14 protein-coding genes are annotated in these 20,761 nt (G+C 43.3%); 12 read left to right on the forward strand and 2 right to left on the reverse strand.

What is annotated here, in order from left to right; translation table 11 throughout:
- Window positions 1–3: 3 nt before the first annotated feature.
- From CH373_RS05500 to CH373_RS05520, 5 genes are all read left to right on the forward strand, one after another.
- Window positions 4–3,561: an Ig-like domain-containing domain gene (locus CH373_RS05500; RefSeq protein ID WP_243393273.1), complete on the forward strand. Its 3,558-nt coding sequence runs from the start codon at window positions 4–6 to the stop codon at window positions 3,559–3,561.
- A 372-nt stretch (window positions 3,562–3,933) separates the two neighbouring features.
- The gene (locus CH373_RS05505; RefSeq protein ID WP_100713093.1) at window positions 3,934–5,556 is read left to right on the forward strand and encodes an AfsR/SARP family transcriptional regulator; all 1,623 of its coding nucleotides are present in this window, start codon (window positions 3,934–3,936) and stop codon (window positions 5,554–5,556) included.
- Between the two features lie 246 nt (window positions 5,557–5,802).
- Window positions 5,803–6,714 carry a hypothetical protein gene (locus CH373_RS05510; protein ID WP_243393274.1) on the forward strand — a complete coding sequence of 304 codons (912 nt, stop codon included), beginning with the start codon at window positions 5,803–5,805 and terminating at the stop codon, window positions 6,712–6,714.
- A 76-nt stretch (window positions 6,715–6,790) separates the two neighbouring features.
- A complete protein-coding gene (locus CH373_RS05515; protein ID WP_423789761.1) occupies window positions 6,791–7,813 on the forward strand; it encodes a putative solute-binding protein in 1,023 nt (340 codons plus the stop codon).
- A 109-nt stretch (window positions 7,814–7,922) separates the two neighbouring features.
- Window positions 7,923–9,890 (forward strand): TRAP transporter large permease subunit, encoded by a 1,968-nt coding sequence (locus CH373_RS05520; protein WP_100713095.1) that lies wholly within the window; start codon window positions 7,923–7,925, stop codon window positions 9,888–9,890.
- A 273-nt stretch (window positions 9,891–10,163) separates the two neighbouring features.
- Here CH373_RS05520 and CH373_RS05530 read toward each other — a convergent pair whose 3' ends face one another.
- Window positions 10,164–12,503 (reverse strand): inorganic phosphate transporter, encoded by a 2,340-nt coding sequence (locus CH373_RS05530; protein WP_100734074.1) that lies wholly within the window; start codon window positions 12,501–12,503, stop codon window positions 10,164–10,166.
- A gap of 244 nt (window positions 12,504–12,747) precedes the next feature.
- Here CH373_RS05530 and CH373_RS05535 point away from each other — a divergent pair, with 244 nt between their 5' ends.
- The 7 genes from CH373_RS05535 (at window position 12,748) to pgsW (ending at window position 19,711) form a co-directional block, all read left to right on the forward strand.
- Entirely contained in the window at window positions 12,748–14,271 is a 1,524-nt protein-coding gene (locus CH373_RS05535) for a hypothetical protein (protein WP_125169926.1), read from the forward strand.
- Between the two features lie 60 nt (window positions 14,272–14,331).
- Window positions 14,332–14,724, forward strand: coding sequence for an RNA recognition motif domain-containing protein (locus CH373_RS05540; protein WP_423789762.1), 393 nt, complete (start codon window positions 14,332–14,334; stop codon window positions 14,722–14,724).
- Entirely contained in the window at window positions 14,725–15,126 is a 402-nt protein-coding gene (locus CH373_RS05545) for an FKBP-type peptidyl-prolyl cis-trans isomerase (protein WP_100713100.1), read from the forward strand.
- Between the two features lie 141 nt (window positions 15,127–15,267).
- Window positions 15,268–16,797 (forward strand): PAS domain-containing sensor histidine kinase, encoded by a 1,530-nt coding sequence (locus CH373_RS05550; RefSeq protein ID WP_100713101.1) that lies wholly within the window; start codon window positions 15,268–15,270, stop codon window positions 16,795–16,797.
- 117 nt (window positions 16,798–16,914) lie between these two features.
- Window positions 16,915–18,129 (forward strand): poly-gamma-glutamate synthase PgsB, encoded by a 1,215-nt coding sequence (gene pgsB, locus CH373_RS05555; protein ID WP_100713102.1) that lies wholly within the window; start codon window positions 16,915–16,917, stop codon window positions 18,127–18,129.
- Entirely contained in the window at window positions 18,117–18,596 is a 480-nt protein-coding gene (gene pgsC, locus CH373_RS05560) for a poly-gamma-glutamate biosynthesis protein PgsC (protein ID WP_100713103.1), read from the forward strand. The genes pgsB and pgsC overlap by 13 nt, the downstream gene beginning before the upstream one ends.
- Window positions 18,593–19,711: a poly-gamma-glutamate system protein gene (gene pgsW / locus CH373_RS05565; RefSeq protein WP_100713104.1), complete on the forward strand. Its 1,119-nt coding sequence runs from the start codon at window positions 18,593–18,595 to the stop codon at window positions 19,709–19,711. Before pgsC ends, pgsW begins: the two co-directional genes overlap by 4 nt.
- Here the strand turns inward: pgsW and CH373_RS05570 are convergent.
- Window positions 19,708–20,709, reverse strand: a complete 1,002-nt coding sequence (locus CH373_RS05570) for an alpha/beta hydrolase (RefSeq protein ID WP_243393276.1) — start codon at window positions 20,707–20,709, stop codon at window positions 19,708–19,710. The two genes, pgsW and CH373_RS05570, sit on opposite strands and share 4 nt — an antisense overlap.
- Window positions 20,710–20,761: the final 52 nt, after the last annotated feature.

A 20,761-nucleotide genomic window follows, 5' to 3' on the forward strand; every position in this document is an offset into this window, starting at 1 on the left:
AATATGATGGAAATTAATAATACTGAATATTCTGAAAATACGATGTATCTGGAACAATGTGAATTTTTGAAACAGTACAATCACTTAGTAAGCGTAAACGATAGAGCAACTTTACAATTTAAAAATGATGAGGTAAAGGAAATTACCTCGGAATCTGAGAGTGTTGAATACATGGAATCTAGGAAGAAATCAATGGATCTACTCAAAAAAAGAAAGTGGAGTGATATTGCGATGTCGCTCATTCTGATTTCGCTGATGACCTTGGCGTGTAAGCCAAAGAAAGAAGGCGGTTTTGATCTCATGGGGATCTTTGATATCGGAATTCTTCCGGGTGGGACTTCCGGAGGAATCGACGGTAGTATTCAGCCAACCTACAACAGTGTGGATAACAGTGTAGCGACTCTGCCGGCAGATTTCGGCACAAAAAATCCTCAGGCGATTCTGTTCATCAATTCTCTAGACAATGTGGATCGATACAAGGATCTGGAGATTCGTTTTTCTCATTCCATGAACAAGACTGCTACTGAGCCGACTATTTCCATCGTCGGAGATTCCGGACCTCTATTAGGGCCCAACCCTGGCGGAGATTACTATTGGGCCAGCGGCCAGAGGTTGATTTTCAATCCATTTAGAGAATTGAGACCCGGAGAAAAGTACACTCTCACTGTTTCTTCCGACGCGCTGACGCTTTCTGGAAAACCGTTAGAGCCTTATACCGTAGAATTTACGACTACTATTGACTACGGAATGACGAATAAGATCAAGCAAGGCGCCATGGAACGTACGTTAAACGGAGACAATGACATCACGTACGACCAATCTGCGAACCTGCAACTTACTTCTAATTTTCAAAATCCTGTAAGTAGCCAAACAATCATCCAGTCTATCATTCTGAAAAAGAGCGGTTCCACTTCGACCGTATCGATTTGTGCGAGCGCTCCTTGCTCCATGACCAATTCGATCCAGCTCACCTTGAACGGTTCTGGGATCGACCCTACGATTGGTGGAAACACTTACTTTTATGAAATAGCGACTTCAACCGGAAAGACTTACAGAAGATACTTCAGCTTTAACTATGGAAATTTAGCAAATGCGAATGGATTGCTTTCCAATATTTCCAACGGTGTGATGGACGAAGCCCAGATGCTTCCGTTCTTAGGAAAATTGATCGAGAAGTTTACTACGAACGCATTCAAGGTTACGGATGACTTCAACACTCCTCGTACGTTCCAAGAATTTTTGATCGGTCTACCAAATTGGTCTAAGAAGAAATTTTTCGATAACGGTCAGTGGAATATCGGGGAGGCTTGTATTCGTCCAGGTGTAGCAGGTTCCGGTGGAACGAATGGACTAGATGCATTCAAGAATCGTGAATTTGTTTCGGTACTAGGTTCCAAGCCCGGAAACGAAGGAAGAGGTTACTGCTGGGTTCCATCTCCGACCTATCCTACGTATCCCAATAATGTGGTTCCGCCAAAAGGCGCCGAAGATCAGGGTGAATGGGCATTCGATAAATGGCCTATGGCTGCTCCGCCGTTTAGTAAATACAACGCCCCGTTGCAAGACAGTCTTGGCGCCGCCAGGATGAACATGGACGTATATGTAATGGACATGAGGCTGCCGCCTTACGTTCGTAATGCGTCCGATCAACAATTAGGTAACGTAGGTGCTGATCTGAGAGTGAACAAAGGAAATGGATCAGTGCCTCCTGGTCTAGGATTAGATTTAAAATCCAGATACGTAGAAGTGGATCTATTCATCGTTTCCAGATACGAAGACTGGTATACTATCTTTATCTCACCAGGCACTCTGATGTATTTCAGTACCACGGCTAAATTGAACTGGGATCCGACTGCAGATACTGCGCTGAACGGAACCGATTCGCCGAACATCAATAGCGTGAAACTCACAACTCCTTCCTTGCGTATGGCTAGGGCTAGAAACAATCTGAGCGTTGACACGAACGGAGTTATCTCCATGACGATTCGTTCACCATTCGCTGTAGAAGATACTGTGTTTCCTTTAAATCCTAGCGATAGCGATATCAATTCTAATACGAACAACTTCTTTATATTGCCTTGGTCTAACCCGAATCATCTTCCGATGGGAGTGTATTCCGGAGCAGAAGATACCATGGACTTTATGTATACTGGTCCGATGACCTACCAAGGCTCTAACGAAGGGGGAGTGGATAATATCCTTGTTCCTCTGATCGGAAGAGGCACGATCCAGAACTTAGCTGGGGGAACTGTTCCATATGTAAAAGGAATCATTACCCAGTACATGTTAAAGGACGTAATCCAAAGGATTGCACCGAACGTGTTGAACTCAGTGGTTTTAGCATTGCGTGACCAGGGTGTAACTATTAAGTTACCTGAATATTTGCCTGCACCTTTGCAGAACTTTCCTTTGACCATCAAGTTCAAGCTTCGTTCCGATGCTTTAATCAAGCATGATGGCACAAACAAAGGACTCGTGAGTTCTCTGGATCTAGCATTTACCAGTGACTATGTGGATCCGCAAGGAAGAGGTCTAAGAACTCAGGCTGCCAAGTCCGGAATGATCATCACTCGCAATCCAGCGACTCCATTTCCTTCTACCTATCAATTCTCGCAATCTGCGGCAAATCCGGGATTCTTACTCTCTATGCACTCGGATACTCTGTCTCAGGCGGCATTTCACCTATGGCAAAGAAGAGGATTGGATATCGTAATGAATAAATTGTTTATCGATACGATGAACAATTTCTCCGGAGGAAATCCTTTATTCCAGCTGACGACCACTCTGTTGAAAGCTTCTCCGATTATTACGATCTTGGCTCCAGGTAGAGACAAACTGCAAGGCTTGAACGGATCGAACCAGTTAGCACCAGCTGCAAGACCCTATGACGATATTGATATGATAATGGAGCCTGTTCTTGCTCCGAATATCAAGTTCAAGCCAATGGGAACACAAGCAGGAGTTCCTAAACTGAGACTCTATTTTACGGAAATGCAATTGAAGATCGTGGCAAAAAAACCTAGTTCTTGCAACGGACTATCCGGAGAAGACCTAACGTCTTGCCAATCGGATACTCGTCCGAACGGAACTAGCTACACTCTCGGAACTGTAAGAATCAGTATGGCTGCAGATGCAGACTTCCGGTTCAAAACCTTTTCCAACCCGAACAATAATCCCAGCTTGCAGAACTTAAACGCTCTACAAGTAGTACTCTCTACCGAGGGACTCGATTATACTGTAGAAGTGTTGGAAGGACAGGCGAACAATCCGTTCGGTTTGGATCCGGATGGAATCTATGTAGTGATCGAACCTCTCGTAAAATCTCTCGTAGTTCCTTTGATCAACAGTATCCTGAAGGAAGTACCACTTCCACCTGAAATTACTTTCCCGAAATTGAGACATCCGACCGCAAACACTGCTTGTGCGATCAATGCTCGCAGCAATGTGATCGATTTCTTTACTCTCGACACTCCTCCAACGAGCGATCCATATATGTTAGGTGGACTTAGATTTAAAGGAACGGCGCTTTCGGATCCAGCTTCTCTGGTTGTTTGCCCTTAACGATCCTCTCTAAAATAGGATCTGGACCAAAAAAGAAATACCGGCGGGAAGATTTCCCTCCGGTATTTTTTCTTTCATTACGCACTTCGCTTTTTTCGATTTTCGTCGAAATCTTAGAGTTCCATTCGTCCAAGAAGTTCCGCCGAATCATAAACTAGTATAATTTATGAATAACGGTTGTTATATCTGTGTAACGTCTTGCCTCAGTTAGAATTCGTTGCATAAGTAAAAACTAAAACTAAGTAAGCAAAAGGAAGGCAATTCTATGTTTCACCATGATCCATTTAATTGTGAGCTTTTATTCACAAAATTGCATTCTTTTGCAGAAAGAACTTGCAGGATTCCAGGCACAATAGGAATGAAAAGTAGACCATGACGTTTTACCAAATCTCTTGCTATCTCGTGGCAACGGTTCTTATTTACCGTACGCTGCATAATTTGGTATTGTTTGCGAAAAATACCAAACAGATCTACTTACTTCATTTTGCTTTATTGCAAGTATCTTATGGAATGTACTTGTTCTTCTTCACTTTGACAGTGAACGCAGAGAGTGTCGAAAAGGCGCTGTTCTACGAAAGAATGGAAAACACTATGATTCCGATTTTCGGCACCTTTCTAGTGTTATTCGTAAACAGTTATAGAAGATTATTCAGTAAAGATTTTGTATATCTTTATGTATTCTTGAATCTACTACTCTCCGGAATCTTGGTGACGGATCCGAATGCATATACAATGAACCTGTCTCATCCGAGAAGCTTTCCCTACTTGGGTGTGGTCATCTACGAAACCAACCAACCGATACTGGTACAGTATTTCTATCTTTCCGCAATCTTGATGATTTTCTGGACCTTGTTTAAGGTGATCAATCAATTCTTCCGGAATAACTTTAGGAACAGGTTTTTGCTCTTCGGATTGATTCTGTTTTGCGGAAACGTAATCGCTGATATCCTGGTCGCGACGGATATACTCCCAATTCCGTACACTTCCCACTTTAGTTTTCTGGTCTTGATGTTTTCAGTGGATAGCTTCTTGACTGTGAATCAATCAGAAAGGGAGGTTCGCCTAGAATTCAAGGAAGCAGTCTCCCATTGGATTGATCGCGCAGGCTTTAGTACGATTTCATCCAATTCTACCAAAGTGTCTTCTGCCTCAGCTAGGGTGGAGAAAACTCCGGAGAAGAAAATAGAAGAAGGATATTCAGGAATCTCGAAAAGGAAAGCTCAGAATTCTAGCAAACTGAGAATCAAAACTCTAGGTCCGTTAGAAATCGAACTGGACGGTAAGAAAATCCCGGCTTCTGACTACTCGAGTAAAAAGAAATTACTGAAGCTCATCAAATTGCTGGTCATCAGATTCGGAAAAGGTGTGCACAAAGAGGAGCTCCTAGAAAATCTCTGGCCCGGAATGGGGGAGAAGAATGCACTCAACAGTTTGCATGCACTTTTGTTTAGGCTTCGAAAGATTCTGGGAAATCCGGATGCATTGGTTTTTGCCGAAGATAGACTCTACTTTCATCCGGAGCTTGTGGGTGCGGACTTTGCAGAATTCGAAAAAGACTTCGAAATTGCACAGCGCTTATTAAGAGATAAGAAAGAAGAAGAAGCATATGCACTATTTCGAAGAATACAGGAATTGTACAAAGGTGATTTCTTTGAATTTGATCTCTATTTCCCTGAATCGGATGTAAGAAGAGAATATCTAAGAAAAAGTTTGATCGAAACCTATCGAATTTTGTGTGAGCAATCCCTTAAACTAGGAGATAGCGCAACTTTATTTGTGGATTCGGAGAGCTGGATTCGTTTGGACGATTTGGATGAAAGGGCTTGGCGATTTCACTTGGAAGCATTGCAGCAATTGGATCGAAAAAATGAAGCTCTCAGAAAGTTTGAAGATCTAAAAAAGATCTTAAAGAAAGAACTCGGAGTGGAACCTGAGCCAGAAACGATCTCTTTAATCGAAAAGATTCGTGCCCAAGTGACATCTCCCGTATCTTAAAAACCTTTTTTCCTGTCATTGACTTGAATAAAGAGAGAGAAGGAATTCTTTCAATAAAACGACCATTCAGACAAAAATCGTTGGACGCCCACAGTCCGTCCCGTAGGTTTTCCCAGAATCCCCTAAGTTCTTTAAGTAGAAAAGTAACCATCAACCGGCATGAAAAATATTATACTTTTATTTGTAACGATTGTTACAATTACCAATCTTAATTGCTCCCTAGTATATCGGGCCACCGGATCCACTTTGAATTCGTATGCAGAGGAATATTTAGTTCCTCACTTTTTGGCATCCGAAGATTTGGACGCTGTTTGTACAGGTGGTACTGCCTTAGGTCCTTTAGTAGCCTCCTTCCAAAGAGTCGGAACCGAAGTGCATTTACCTGTCATGGTGGCTGCTATGGGTGCAGGAATCTGCTCGGAACGCAGAGCGCAGGAAGCGGAACTCTCTTACATTGCGGCAGTGCGAAAAGGAAAAGCAGAAGAAGCCGCGGACTTTCAAGCAATTCAAATTCGCCAAGAAGGAATGGCAGCAAAAAGATTCGGAGAGTCTTACAACCATTTTGTGGAATATTTCGGCGAATGGAAGGGAAGCTGTCCTTCTATGAATGAAGAAGAGCAATTTTACTTTTTAGTTGGATTGGCTTCTGGGTTGCTCGCAATTTTGCACGATCGTGCTTCTCAAGGATATGCCGGTATTACTACTGAAATTCCATCCATCGTATCTCAAGCTTCCAAATGCTTGGATCCTAAGAAATGGTGGGGAACTCCTCTTGCATTTGAAGCAGTAGTGTGGATGTCGGTTCCGGGAGTGACTCCTGCCGGAAAGGATCCGATCAAACAGTTGGAAGAGGCAGTAAAACTAGGAGACCAAGCTGGAGTCAGACTTTCTAGAGCTTTCCAAATCCAAGCAATCGCTGGCCAGGGAAATATTGAGCTTATGAAGAAGTTGATCAAAGAACATTCTTCTATCTTGGAAAAAGTTCCTCCTAAGAAAGAGTTTTTACTACTGGAAACATATGCAGAAGCATTATCTAGACACGAATCAGACAAGATTTGGGTCAAAGAAACTGGACATCGCGGACCGGTAGCTTTTGGCCCTTTTCCTGGTAAAAAGAAATCCAGCAAAGACGACGATGATTTATTAAAGGACCTATAAGCTAGAAGGCTTAGGACAAAAGATTTCTATGAATCTAAACAACAGTACTGATAACAATGCGAAGGAGAACCAACAGATGAAGCGGATGAAATTCAAATCTGTAATTACCTATTTTCTAATAGGAGCGGTCCTGTTCGGATTACATTCCCTCATTGCGGCGGAACCGGTCGATCGCACTATGTGCGTTTTTGATCCATCCGGAACGCACGGGGATGTTTTCAAAGCGGGACAACGCTACCAAGCTCAAGCTTTGAGTTGGGGAGTCAGAGTGGAACTCAAGGCGTATACCGATGAGGTAGTCGCAAACTCAGATTTCAAAGCAGGAAAATGTCATCTTGCGTTTCTGACCTCTTTACGTGTGAGAGGTTATGTTCCTCAATCCGGTTCTATCGAAGCGATCGGCGCGCTTCCAGGTTACGATTTGTTGCATAGGACGATCGAAGTATTAGCAAATCCTAAAGCAAGGAAATTGAATGTAGATGGTGACTATGAAACCATGGCTATGTTTCCTGGAGGAGCTGTTTACTTACTACTTCGGGACAAGAATTTAAAGGATATCAAAGATCTCGCTGGAAAGAAAATCGCTACATTGACTTACGACCAAGCAGCAACCACTATGGTGGATATTGTTGGAGCGTCTATGGTTCCGGCGGAAATCGCGACTTTTGCCGGTATTTTTAATAATGGTAGAGCAGATGCTTGCTATTCTCCTGCAATCGGAATCAAGCCTTTGGAATTGATGAAGGGGATTTCTCCGAACGGCGGGATTGTGCGTTTTCCAATCGGTCAGTTAACATTTCAGATCGTTGGTCGCCATAAGGATTTTCCTGAGGGATACGGCAACACCTCGAGAGCCTGGGCTTCTACTCAGTTCGAGTCTATGCTGACACTTACCAAAAAAGCAGAGAAAGAGATCCCTGCGAAATTCTGGTTGGAAGTACCGAAAGATCAGCAAATCGGATACTTTGAGAAGTTTAGAGAAGTTCGCACTAAGCTGAGAGATAAGAAAGTATACCATCCAGCAATTCTAAAACTCATGAAGGGAGTTCGCTGCAAAGCTGACCCAGTTGCGAAAGAATGTTCGGACGACCTGGAATAGCTCGCGTTATATATTAAAAAAAGTAGATATAGATAAGGGGAGGAATCCTTCCTCCCTGCAAGGCGGATCGGATAACGCCTAAATTTCCTAAGGATTGGTTTCAAATACTATGTGGAGAAAAATAGTTTCCTGGGCCGTATTGTTTTTCTTGTTCGTGCCCTTGATTCAAAGCGGCGGACAACTTCTACAAGCAAGGTTGCTTGGAGTAGGCGGCACCATTTGGCCGAATTACGCGATGATCCGAAACGTGTGTATGGCCGGAATGACCGCGGGAGGGGACGAGAGAGCTGAGGTCAGCGAATCTGATTCTGCTCTGTTAGATGAACTGGATCTAGGATCCACAGGAACTGCTCCGAGCGCTTCCACCGGTCTGAGCGAGACTCAGCTCGAACTGCTCGAAGTCGCAGCTAACATGACCTGGGCTCAGTCCACGTATTGCGGTATAGAAAGAAGGCTTTCTTGGTTAACGATCTTTGCCACAGATTATATCCCGATGACGATGGTGGTGCTACTGTTGGTCGCCGGTACGGTATCTACTACGAGGAGATATCATATCGCTCTTAGAAATCCGGAAAACTGGTACGATGAAGTAGTTACGGAAGTAAGCCAGGTTCTCGCGAACATTATCTTAGTCATTTCAGCTTCTTACATGCTCATGCTACAAACCGGAGTAGAGGCCCAGATCCAAGTTCTCTGGATTGTTGGTATGGCATTTCTAGCTGGGTTAAATGTATATAATTTGATGCATCCGGTCTTTCCTAAAAAGGAAAACAATGCCGCCTTGAACCTGGTCAACGCGTCTCTTTGTATTCCTTTATACTGTTGGATGGCCTTTATATGCGCAGTGTATTTTTTCCTTTACGAACACCATCCTGCCGGACTTGCGATTTATCTCCAAAAGTTGACTGAGCATGCTACTTTATATATTCAGATCGGACTCTATGTTTGGACGGGAATTTTGTTAAGAGACACTTCCCTGGGACGGAGATTCTTTGATATCCTGAAGCCTTGGAAATTGCCTTCTGAACTTCTTGCAGTAATCATTGTGATTGTTGCTGCTCTTCCTACAGCTTATAGCGGTGCTTCCGGCATCGTTGTGCTCGCGTTAGGTGCTACAGTATTTACTGAATTGAGGAGAGCTGGTGCGACCCAAGAGCGGGCACTCGCAGCGACCGCGATGTCAGGGAGCTTAGGAGTGGTTCTACCTCCTTGTCTGCTCGTGGTTATTGTAGCTTCCTTGAATTTAGATGTAACTACCGATGAATTGTTCCATTGGGGCTGGAGAGTCTTTGCAGTCTCTTCTTCTCTTTTCTTAGTCGTAAGCTGGTTTACAAGAAAGGAATCTTGGAAGATCAAGCCTGAGTCAAACGCATTCGGACAAACCTGGCTTGCATTTAAATCCTTCGGAGTCTACATGATTGTATCCATTGTAATCGTGCTCGCGATCGTGTTGGGACTCGGGACTCATTTTGACGAGCATACTGCTCCGTACATTCTACCTATCGCGATGTTAGCATTGCTTTTCATCGATTATAGGTATTCTAAGAAAGAGCATCCTCATACGGAAGAAGCCCGCGAAGCAGTAAAAATTACTAGGACATCCTACGATGCAGGTTCCCACCTTGGCGCCTTACTGCTGTTAATGGGACTTTCCGCGAGTATGGGCGGGGTTTTCGAAAGATCAGAAGTGATTAATTTATTCCCGACCCAACTGGGTTCTCCATTTAGCGCAATGCTAGTCTTGACCGTTGCACTGGTCATTATTGGTATGCTAATGGATCCTTATGGCGCGGTAATTTTGGTATCGGTAACTCTGTATCCGATTGCAAAAGCAAACGGAATCAATCCATTGAATTTTTGGATGACTGCACTTGTTTCCTTTGAGTTAGGATATTTAACTCCGCCAGTGGCTTTGAATCACCTGCTGACCAAGCACGTAGTTCGGCACTATCTGATCAAAGAGGAACATCTTTTGGGAAAAGGATTCCTGGCTAAGAATGAACATATCGTAATTCCAATCTTGGTCCTGTTCTTGACTCTGCTTGTAACTGCCTTCGGTCCGATCTTCTTCGGATAAACTTCCCCCTGGATGGGAAAGAGTTCCTACTTATGTAGGAGCTCCTGCAGAAGTGGAGAAGAAAATCGGGCTTGAAGAAAACGTGATTCTGTGAAATTTGGCGGCGGGTACCACCGCTGCCGCTCCGGCCCCCACCCACACAGGGTGGGGCTTTTTCACTAAAAAGTCCGGAAAATCCTTCCTTCTAAAGGGAATAAAAAAGCCGCAGGGTTCCGTCCCCGCGGCTTTTGTTTTCAAAAAGAAGAAAAGGCTGTATCTTTCTGAAATTCTATCTCAGACCTTATCCTTCTTTTTCTTCTTCTTATCTTTGTCCTTCTTATCATCAAGGACAGCCGGGAAGGCCATTTTCCCATTGGAAAGGTGTGCTTTTAGGAATTCCTTTTTCTTTTGTTCTGCCCAGGGTAAAGCTAATGATAACTCTTCCGCTAACTTTATCAGACTGTCATTGATATCTACAAGTTCTTCGATCACCACAAAATAAGACACGCTTGATTTTAGGCGGCTATCTCCTTTGCGGATTCTCTTCATTTGGTTTTTGTAAATTTGCTCTTTGATCTTTTCGAAATCTTTGGTCTTTTTCTTGGAGGTAGCCTTTTCTAGTAGGCCTGGAATTCTGTCGGCATCTGCTAATAGCTCGAAAATTTCCTCTGCCTGCTTACGAAGTTCCTTCAAGTCTTCCCGTTCTTCTTTGGACAGTCCGGATTGAAATCTGTCTATTTTTGAAGAAGTGCTTCTCAAAATATTCCATAAGCTTTCCGTAATGTGGTCAATCTGACCTAGAGCGTTTGTAACTGGATGAATGGTGTGAAATTCGTTTTCATCCAGATGTCGTTCAGCCAAGGAAAGGAAGTTAGAGAGAGAATTCTCGTACATCTTCTTCAAATTTTTGAGGTGCTTCGCGGTTTGCTTAAAGTCTTTCTTCTTCCCGTTTACATAGCCGGAACAAACCGTATTCATAGCTTTCTTGGCTACGACCAAACTTCCTAACATAGACGAAATGGTGCGAGAGAGCGCCTTTTCAGGGTGCCTACGCAAGGCCACCAAGCTTTCCATGCTCTCTTCATACTCTTCTTTTCTCTTGGCATGGACACGATTGAATAGTATGACTAAACCGAAGGTGATTGCCAGAATCACTGCAACTGCGATGATTCCCCAGAAATGGAAAATTGCTGCAATCATTCCTCCCATTAGGGAGGCCATAATCGCGGTCATAAACCAACTTCCTACCACCGTAAGTACTCCGCTGACCCGGTTGACTGCGTTGTCTCTTTGCCAAGCGCCGTCCGCTAAAGAAGTTCCCATCGCGACCATAAATGTTACAAATGTTGTAGATAGCGGAAGCTTGTGAATCGTCCCGACCAGAATCAGGGCAGAAGCGATTAGGATATTTACCGACGCCCTAAGCATATCGAAGGCTTCGGTTTCGTGTAATCTTACGATCTCTGTAGAAAGGTTTTGCTTGAATCTGCTTCCGACCCAATTCCGAATCGATTTGGGAAGAACTGCTCGAACTGGATAATAAATTCCTAATGCGATCTGAACAAAGACTCTCGCAACTAAGCTTGTCTGAAAAGTCTCGAGAGTTTCTCCTTGAGAACCTAAGGTTACTTCTGTTTGAGTAACAGTTTCTGCCTTTTTGGATTTGAATAAGGCAAAGATCATTACGAGTGCAGCACTGAATAGGATCAGGTTAGGTGTGGGGACAGTTTCTGCCAATCCAGTAGCTAGAGTATTCACATCCCAGTTGGAAATCTTGATCAGTTCGTAGGTCTGCAAGCTCGCGATCGGAACCCCTATAAAGTTGACCAAGTCGTTGCTCGCAAATGCCATCGCGAGAGAGGCGGTTCCAAGCAGTACGACGATCTTCAATACGTTGACCCCAGCAAATATCAATCCTTGATAAAAGACAGAGAAACCTAAGAAGGAGAAAAGCATGATTCTCCAGAGGTTATCGTTAATCCAGGTTACCCATTCCTTTTGCAATATGGTAGATCCCTTCATGGCAGTCAGAAGTACGAAGAAGATAACAATGGAAGTGGCAAGCCCCGCGAAAATTCCCCCAAATACTTTCATAGAGTTTTCCGTCCGAAACGAGAAAATGAGCCGGAAGAAGAACATCAAGATTAGTCCAGAAAAGAACGCCAGAATTACCGAAAGCACAATGGAAAATATAATCTTTAAGGCACTCGCCGAATTGATGATTTCAAAAGCTTGGTTTACGGTATCGGTCTTAAGTAGCGCCATTGCCAGGGAAGCGCCTAACAATTCGAAAACGAGGGACACAGTGGTAGAAGTAGGAAGACCTAAAGTATTATATAAGTCTAACAGGATAACATCCGCTACCATTACCGCTAAGAATAGAAACATTAATTCTTGCAGGGTAAACGCATTCGGATGAAAGATTCCCTTACGAGCTACTTCCATCATTCCATTGGAGCTCATCGCCCCAAACACAATCCCTACTGCAGAGATAAGAATGATGACCCTTCGCGTAGAGGCCTTCGAGCCGACTGCGGAATTGGTAAAATTGACCGCGTCATTGGCAACCCCGACCAGGAGGTCAATTACGCCCAGGACGCACATTACTCCGACAATGAATAAGAAAATATCCATGAATAACTATTCCTAAAAATTATTGGGCCTGAAAGCCGAATGAATGATTTGTGATTCTCTAGTTTTTTAGTTTCGGGGGCCGGCTCAACCGAAATTTATGGCCTTTGGGGATTGATTTATTTCATTTTCGTTACAATTCCTCAAAAAAAGGCCCTTGCATTTGGACAAGTAAATTCCGCTTTTTAGGGATTGACTCCAGTTCGGGCTTTCCATGAAATCTCGGGAAACAAATATTTCGGTGAAAATGCGTACTTTTTTTTCTCAACCAGTCGTTCGTTATGTATTCCTGTTCCCAACTGCCTTTTTTATCTCTTATTTTGCAGTAAATTCAGCTTTTCTAAACCAACCGTATCAGGAAATGGGTGATCTGGCGGCCAATGCACTGCAAATCATGCGTGCCTCTGAAGGAAGAGAGATGCTCGGGGCCTATTCTAGATTCCAGGTGAATCATATTGGGCCTATCACATTCTATTATTTAGGCTGGATTGCAAAGCCTCTCTTTTTCGTAGTTTCCGAACATGGAAAGTACTCTATTGGAATTTTACTCTATAATTATGCCTTTCTATGCATCTCTCTTTTTCTTTTGTACAAAAAGTTAGAAGTTAGAAGTTCTCTGCTAGCGCTCACCTTATCTTTGTTTGTCTGCTTGGCTGCTGCAGGTCCGGATATTTTTTCTTCGATCTGGGGCCCGTCCGTCATCCTGTTTCCGATGTTCTTATTTATTGTTTCCTGCCTTTTTTTGAAAAGGGGAATGCCTGAGGGCTTGCTCTGGTCTTTGGTCTCCGGGACGTTTATCGTCCAAAACCAAATCGGAGGACTGACGATTGTAGTTCCGATGTTCTTAATTTGCGGCGGTTGGGGAATCTATTCCCTAGGGTGGAAAAAATACATTAGTTCCAGGGAACACTGGAAATTCTTCGGAATAGGGCTACTCTTTGCTCTTATCGCATTTTTACCTCCGATCATTCAGGAGATCCAGTCCTTTCCCGGGAACCTGAGTAAGGTACTTGCCTTAGGTGCAAAAAACAAAACGGTGCATAAACCTGGTCCAGTCTTTGAATATTTATTTTCTTACTACCTCGGACCTTTTCCGTTGCTGACCAAAATTCCGAAAGATCTGATTTTGGGAGTTCTAATTCTTTTACCTGGAATTTATAGAGAAAGATTGCATGTTTGGGAAAAGGATCTATATTCTATTTTCTTAATAGGTTTTTTTCTTTCTCTATTCGGAGCCTTTAAATTGCAGGGCGGTTTAGTTTCTCACGTCTACTGGTTTGAATATGTTTTCGCTGCAGTTTTATATTATCTGAATTTTAGGTTACTGGCTTCCTTGGTGGGAAAGATTTCTGTAGAAAAGCAGAGTCGACTTTATAAAGCAGTCCTTTTTCTTTTGGTATTGGTGACTCTTAGACTTGGAAAGGCGGATTTTACTTATGTGGATTCTCCTGAGAAATTCCTAGACGCAATGCAACCGCAAAAAGACGTTTTATACAAAATCGAATGGGGTTTCGGGGACGAAAATCATATCCAGGGTCATTTGGCAACCGGAGTGGTACTCAGGATGGCCCGCCAGCAAATCCCTGTTTGCGTTTCCGAAAAATGGAATTTTCTGTTTCCTGAGGATTACCGTTGTGAGGCTCGGAAAAATGCTCCGAAAATAAAAAGAGTCGTTTTTGAAACCTTGGATCCACCTTCCCCGGAATTTAGAGCCGGGAAAGAAGGAGTATTCGAATACAAGAATACTCGGATGACTCTAATGAAACAGTAACTCAGGAATGTTTTTCCTCAGGGAAAAATTGGAAATAGGGTTTCGTAAACCTATGGCCGGATTACTTTAGGCAAATCAAAAGGAGGTTCGATGAAAATTTCGCTAGGAAACCTACCTCCCGAAATGACGGAAGAGGATTTGACCAAGCTATTCGCTGGTTACGGAGAAACTCGGCATGTTCAAATCAAAAAAGACAAGCTGACCGGAAGATCTCTTTGTTATGGCTCCCTGGAAATGGATGAAGAGCCGGGCAAAAAAGCCATCAGTGCTTTAAATAAAAAGGAAATCTCTGGAAAGTCGATAGCGGTCGTTGATTCCGAAGAATGGAAAAAAGAATTCGAGAAAAAGCAATCCGTGAAAGGAGCTTCTTCTGGAAATAAACTCCATGGAAGCCAAACCCAGGGGGGATTCTCCGGATCTGGGATCCGACGCACAGGAGGAAGGGGAAAATAAATGAATCGTTTTGTGAAATTGCTTGGTTCCGGCGCGGCTGTATTTCTGATCATCAGCGGACTTTCTGCGCAGCCTAACAGCGGTCTTGTGATCAAAGAAATTAAAAAGGGAACTGGAAAAGAAGCGTTCAATGGTTCGAATGTAACGGTCCATTATACTGGTTGGTTAACGAACGGAAAAAAATTCGATAGTTCCAAAGACAGAGGTAGACCATTTAGTTTTGATCTCGGAACCGGGCAAGTGATTCGCGGTTGGGATAAAGGTGTGCAAGGAATGAAAGAGGGAGGAATCCGCAAATTGACGATTCCGCCCGAACTTGGATACGGCAGCACTGGTGCCGGAAGCACTATCCCACCCAATGCTACTTTGATCTTTGAAGTAGAGCTTTTAAAAGTTTATTAAACGAAGGCAACTTTGTGTCAATCTGCCGGTTTTGCCATAAAATATCCAGAGCAAAGCCAGGCAGATTTTTGAATCTGCTGTAATTTTTACGGCCTCCGTTTCCTCGAATAAATTAGAAGGAAAAACGGGGCGATCCACTCGATGTCGGCAGATGAGCTTGTAGAAGAACAGGAAATTATCCTATTATTTCCAACTGCGCATAACGAGTCTCTCTTTTGGAACCTTCCCACTCCTGCCTTATTACTCAGTACCGAAGGCGATGTTTTAGTAGTTAATCGCAGATTTGAAGAATTAACGGGAAGAGAATCTTGTACGAATCCAAACCACGCAAACTGGTCGGAGTTTGCGCATCCTGACGATTTGGATGGAATATTAGATTTTCTGAATGAAAAAAAGAGTGCGACTCATCCATCAACCTTTTCCATAAGAACTAGAATGAAGACTGTTTCTGGTTTTCAAAAAGTTCTCCTTCATGGAAATACAACAGCCGAGGGAAATAAATTTCTCATTCAGATTCACGAATTAAATGAGGACGGATTCGTAAAAGATTACTCGGTAGAGGATACGGATTATCGTTGGAGATCCTTCTTGCTGGAAGGAATGGATCTAGTTGTATTTGTGGATTTAGATGGGAAAATTCTATTTTTGAACAAAACCTTTTCCGGTGCACCAACCGAGAACTTTGTTGGAAAGAATTTACGCGAACTAATTGAACCAGGTTTTGAAGAAAAACTGAAAGAACTGATGAAGAAGGTAGAGGAAACTCACAAACCTTATTATATGGAGGATTGGAGTAGCATTACGGGTGTCCGTAACCATTACTTTGTGAGAGTTTCTCCTGCAACAAGTCAAGGAGAACTGCATGCGTTTATTTTCACGATCACGGACACTACGGAAAAAAAGGAATCCGACGACGAGATCCAAAAGCGTTTGGATGCTCAAAGGCATCGTCAAAAATTAGAAGCTCTAGGCACACTCGCAGCGGGTGTAGCGCACGAAATCAACAATCCTTTAACTGCGATCTTGAACTATGCAGAAATCGCTGTCAGTCAGCTGGGCAAAAACGAGCCCATTCAGAAAAACCTGGATGTAATCATTAAAGAAAGTGTCAGGATCTCCAAAATTGTAAGGAGTCTATTAGGATTTACTCATAAAGAAGGAGGTGAGAAGCGTCCTGTGAATCCTTGCGATGTACTCGCATCTTCCGTTCAATTTCTAATGCCTTTCTTGCAAAAGGATCATATTGTTGTAGAGGGCGTATGCCAGCACTCAGAGGGAGAAGCCGCTAAAAAGCACACAACGATTATCTCCACTGATCCTCAAAAACTGAATCAAGTTTTTATAAATCTTCTCACAAACGCTAGAGATTCATTGAATCAAAAGTATCCGGAAGCAAACCCGAACAAAAAAATACGACTATTTCAGGACGTCATTTATAGAAAAGGAAACGGGTTTGTCAAAATTACTGTAGAAGACCTAGGTCTCGGTATTCCAGAAAAGAATCGCGCGAAGATTTTTGACCCATTCTTTACTACGAAGCCCACATTTATGGGCACAGGTCTGGGGCTCTCGGTTAGCTTTGAAATCGTACGTGAGCTCAAAGGCGAAATAGAGTTCGATACTGAAGACGGATTGTACGCCCGTTTTCACGTAATTCTTCCTATCAACTAAGAAGAGCAGCCATTCTCCTCACTCTGATTCAAAGAGTTATAGAAGGACTTTTCGAGCAAGAAAAGTTCCTATTTCTTTGTAGTTGACTTCCTTGGCAAAAAGAGGGAGCCTCCCTTCGTGCTTGGAAGTTTGGTTCTGACCGTTTTACTCCTAATCATTCTCCTATATGGAAGAGAGGAGATGAGGAAGCTGCGAAGGAGTAGGAACTCCATTCCGATTCGAATCCACGTAAACGGAACTCGAGGAAAAAGCTCGGTTACCAGGCTAATCGCAGCTGGTTTGAGAGAAGGTGGAATTCCGACTTTGGCGAAAACCACCGGCACTTCTCCCAAATTTATTTATCCTGATGGAAGAGAAGTGTCTATTGCCAGACATGGATCACCCAACATCAGAGAGCAGATTGCAGTTTTGAATCACGCTAGAACTGAAAATGTGCGCGCGATTGTTCTGGAGTGTATGGCCTTGCAACCTACGATTCAGAAAATTTCAGAAGATAAAATGATACAAGCGACTCATACGGTGATCACCAATATTCTGGAAGATCACCTAGAAGTGATGGGCCCGAGAAAAGAAGACGTCTGCTTTGCGTTTGGCGGAACGGTTCCCCCTGGAAAACAAGTATTTACCGCAGAAAGAGACCTTTTGCCAGTGCTTACCGAAATTTGTTCGGATAGAAGTGCGCAAGTCCATTCATTGAACCAATCAGATTTGCAGGAAGTTTTAGAAGAGGATCTTTGTGACTTTCGCTATTTTGAGCACAAGGAGAATGTTGCTTTGGCTCTAAAAGTTTGCCAAAGTGTAGGAGTTCCTAAACAAACCGCGCTTCAAGGAATGAAAAAGGCAAATCCGGATCCGGGAGCGACCTGCGCGTATTCCATGCAGTATTTCGGAAGACAGGTGACTTTCGTAAATGGTTTTGCGGCAAATGATCCTAAATCCTCTAGAAAAGTCTGGGACCTTGGAATCGCCAATTTTTCGAATGTGGATAAACGAATCGCGATTATTAATTGTAGATCGGATCGATCGGAGAGATCGATTCAACTCGGAAAGGAGATTTCTAACTGGAAGCAATCGATGCCCGATTTACTTGTGTTAGTTGGAGAATCCACCCATATTTTAGCAAAAGCTTTATTAGAGGGTGGAGTATCCTTTGGGAGAATCGAGATTGCGGAATCCGCTACGGAGTCCGAAGTTTTCGAGAGGATCTTGGATCTCGGAGGAAATAAATCTCTGGTAGTTGGCCTGGGAAATATCGCCGGAATCGGTTTGTCACTACTACGTATGTTTCGAAATCGCAGCGAATTTATAAGGATGAAAACTTGGATATCCTGACACTATCGATAGGAATCGGATTGTTCGTAAGTCTTGCGTTTTCCGAGTTCTTCGGAATCGCCGCGGGGGGTTTGGTCGTTCCGGGATACATCGCATTACAACTTCATAATCCGTTAACTGTTTTGTTTACGATCGGGCTAGGTTGTCTCACATACGGGGTAGGGCTCTTGGTTTCCAGGGTAACTATACTTTACGGAAAAAGAAAGACCGCATTTCTGCTAATCTTGGGCTTTGTTTTGGGTGCACTTTCTTTTGAACTTTTAAGAAGGGCAGCCGGATCGAATCATTTTATCGATTCGATTCATAAAAGCGGAGAGCTCGCGGCGATCGGCCATATTTTGCCTGGACTGATTGCACTTTGGATGGATAGACAGGGTGTCCTTGAAACCATTTCTGCCTTAGTCACCGGAGCCGTGATCGTAAGACTTACATTAATCCTAATATTAGGTAGCGAGTTCCAACTGTGAAAGCAATATACTGGAAACCGGGGACAGCGTCTGTCCATGTATACGTTTTGATCGCAGGGATTTCACTTATAGGTTTATTCTTGATTGAAAATTTCAAGATAGACCGAAAACAACCTTATTATTCACAGAAAATGGAAGCAGCCAAGACTGCTGATTCTGCTTTTGCGTTGATTCGATCGATTCGATTGGACCAAGGAAAGATTACGGATATTGAATATGATCCTGCTAGATCCGGATTGATTGGATCATTTTTGACTCCAGTGACTAGCAATACCGGAATTATTACAGCAAAACAAACTTCAGTGAATCCGAACTTTGCAGCTTTGATCGTAGAAATGTTGCGAAAGGCAGGAGTGGAAGAAGAGGGGGTGGTCGCCATTGGCTTATCCGGTTCTTTTCCAGCCTTGAACATATGCGTTTACTCTGCCGCAAAATCTCTGAAACTGAAAGTGCTTTCTATTTCTAGCATTTCTTCCTCTCAATGGGGTGCAAACGATCCGGATTTTCTTTGGATCGACATGGAAAGAGAATTACAAAAAGAGAAAGTATTCCCGTACAGATCCATTGCGGTTAGCTACGGGGGGGTAGAGGACAGAGCTCTTGGGATCAGTAGAGAAGGGAGACTTCTCCTCGATGGATCCGTAAAGAGAAACCATCTCCCACTGATCGCGAGCGAAAGCTTTACGGAAAGCATAGAAGAAAGAATGAGACGATTCAAGGAAGGAGCCGGAAACCAGAGAATCCAAGCTTATATCAATGTAGGTGGAGGCTCCATCTCTGTAGGAACTAGAGCCGGGAAAATCAGTTTTAAACCGGGTTTGAATGTTAGTCTTCCTCCCGGAGCTGCTAAGATCGATTCTGTAATGACTCGCTTTTTGCTCGAAGATATCCCTGTCATTCACTTGACCGAAATAGAGGAACTCGCAAAGAAGAATGGTTTTCCTCTCCAACCAAAGGTGATTCCGAAGCCCGGAGAAGGAGAAATTTTTTCGAAAGAGGAATACAATCGATGGTTCGTATTCTTTGTGTTAGCCGGGATACTGACACTTATCTTTTTCCTTTTCAGGTCGAGAAATGTCCAGTCTAGCGAGGATTGGTCAGGAATTCCACTTTAGGATTTTAGGAAGCGAATCAGCTCCTTGTCTCTATTCTCGTCTTCTAATAGAACGATTTCGTAATGGTTTAGATTTTTGAGATCTAAAAGTTGCATTCCAGGAATCTTTCTTTTCATCCTCTCTATTGCCGAGTCAGGAAGAAGTTCGTCGCCGCTTCTAAAATTAGGCTTTCCTGCTCTAACTACTAGTACCGGACATTGCAGAGCAGAATACGGAAGAGCACGATTGTCTTTCAGTATGGAGATCATCGAAGAAGGATTGCGGAAAAAGATCCCAGGAATCCTAGAGAGGTGCATGGAACCTCCCATATTTCTAAGCTCGGATTCTATTACGTATGGAGGTAGAGAACATCTTACCGGTCCGATCGGCCCTTTTTCTCCATTACTAGAAAAGCAAGTCGCTAAAGTTCCCGTGCTCTCCAATTCATAAATTAAGAAATTTCTAATATTCTCATTCCAGGCGGATAGGATAGGGGATTTTCTTGCTTCCGAAAGATAGTATTCTTTGCTCGGAGCGACCCTACCAAGTCTGGATAAAGAAGTAGAGATCATGATCAGATTGGAGATTTTCCTGAATACGCTGAGTTCTCCGCCACCATCTACCAAGATCGCCTTGGAAAGCAATTCAGGATATTTTTCGGCGAATCGCAGGGTGATCCAACAACCTAACGAATGCGATAAGATTGAAATCTTGGAAAAGCCCAATGCATTTGCGAGCTGCTTCAGATCTTCCGCATGTAATCTAGCTGAGTAGTCAGATTTTGGTTTGTCGGAGTTACCCCGACCCCTCAGATCGTAGGTAACTACCGTGATTCCATTTTTGGAAAGAGTCCTAGCGATCGGCTCAAAATTTCGGAGGTTTCCGGTCAGACCATGAATGCAAAAAAGCGGAACAGAATTTTTGGAGTTCCCGGGAAAGATTCTCGCCGCTAATCGAATGCCTGAAGAAAGAGTCACTGTAGAATCCAAAAAAGTCTTTGCCTGACGTTTTGATTTCAAGTTTTACCTTCCCAGAAACTAAAAATATTAAAGTTTCGTTATGGAGTAGAAT

The sequence above is a fragment of the Leptospira perolatii genome, from assembly GCF_002811875.1.
Classification (GTDB): domain Bacteria; phylum Spirochaetota; class Leptospiria; order Leptospirales; family Leptospiraceae; genus Leptospira_B; species Leptospira_B perolatii.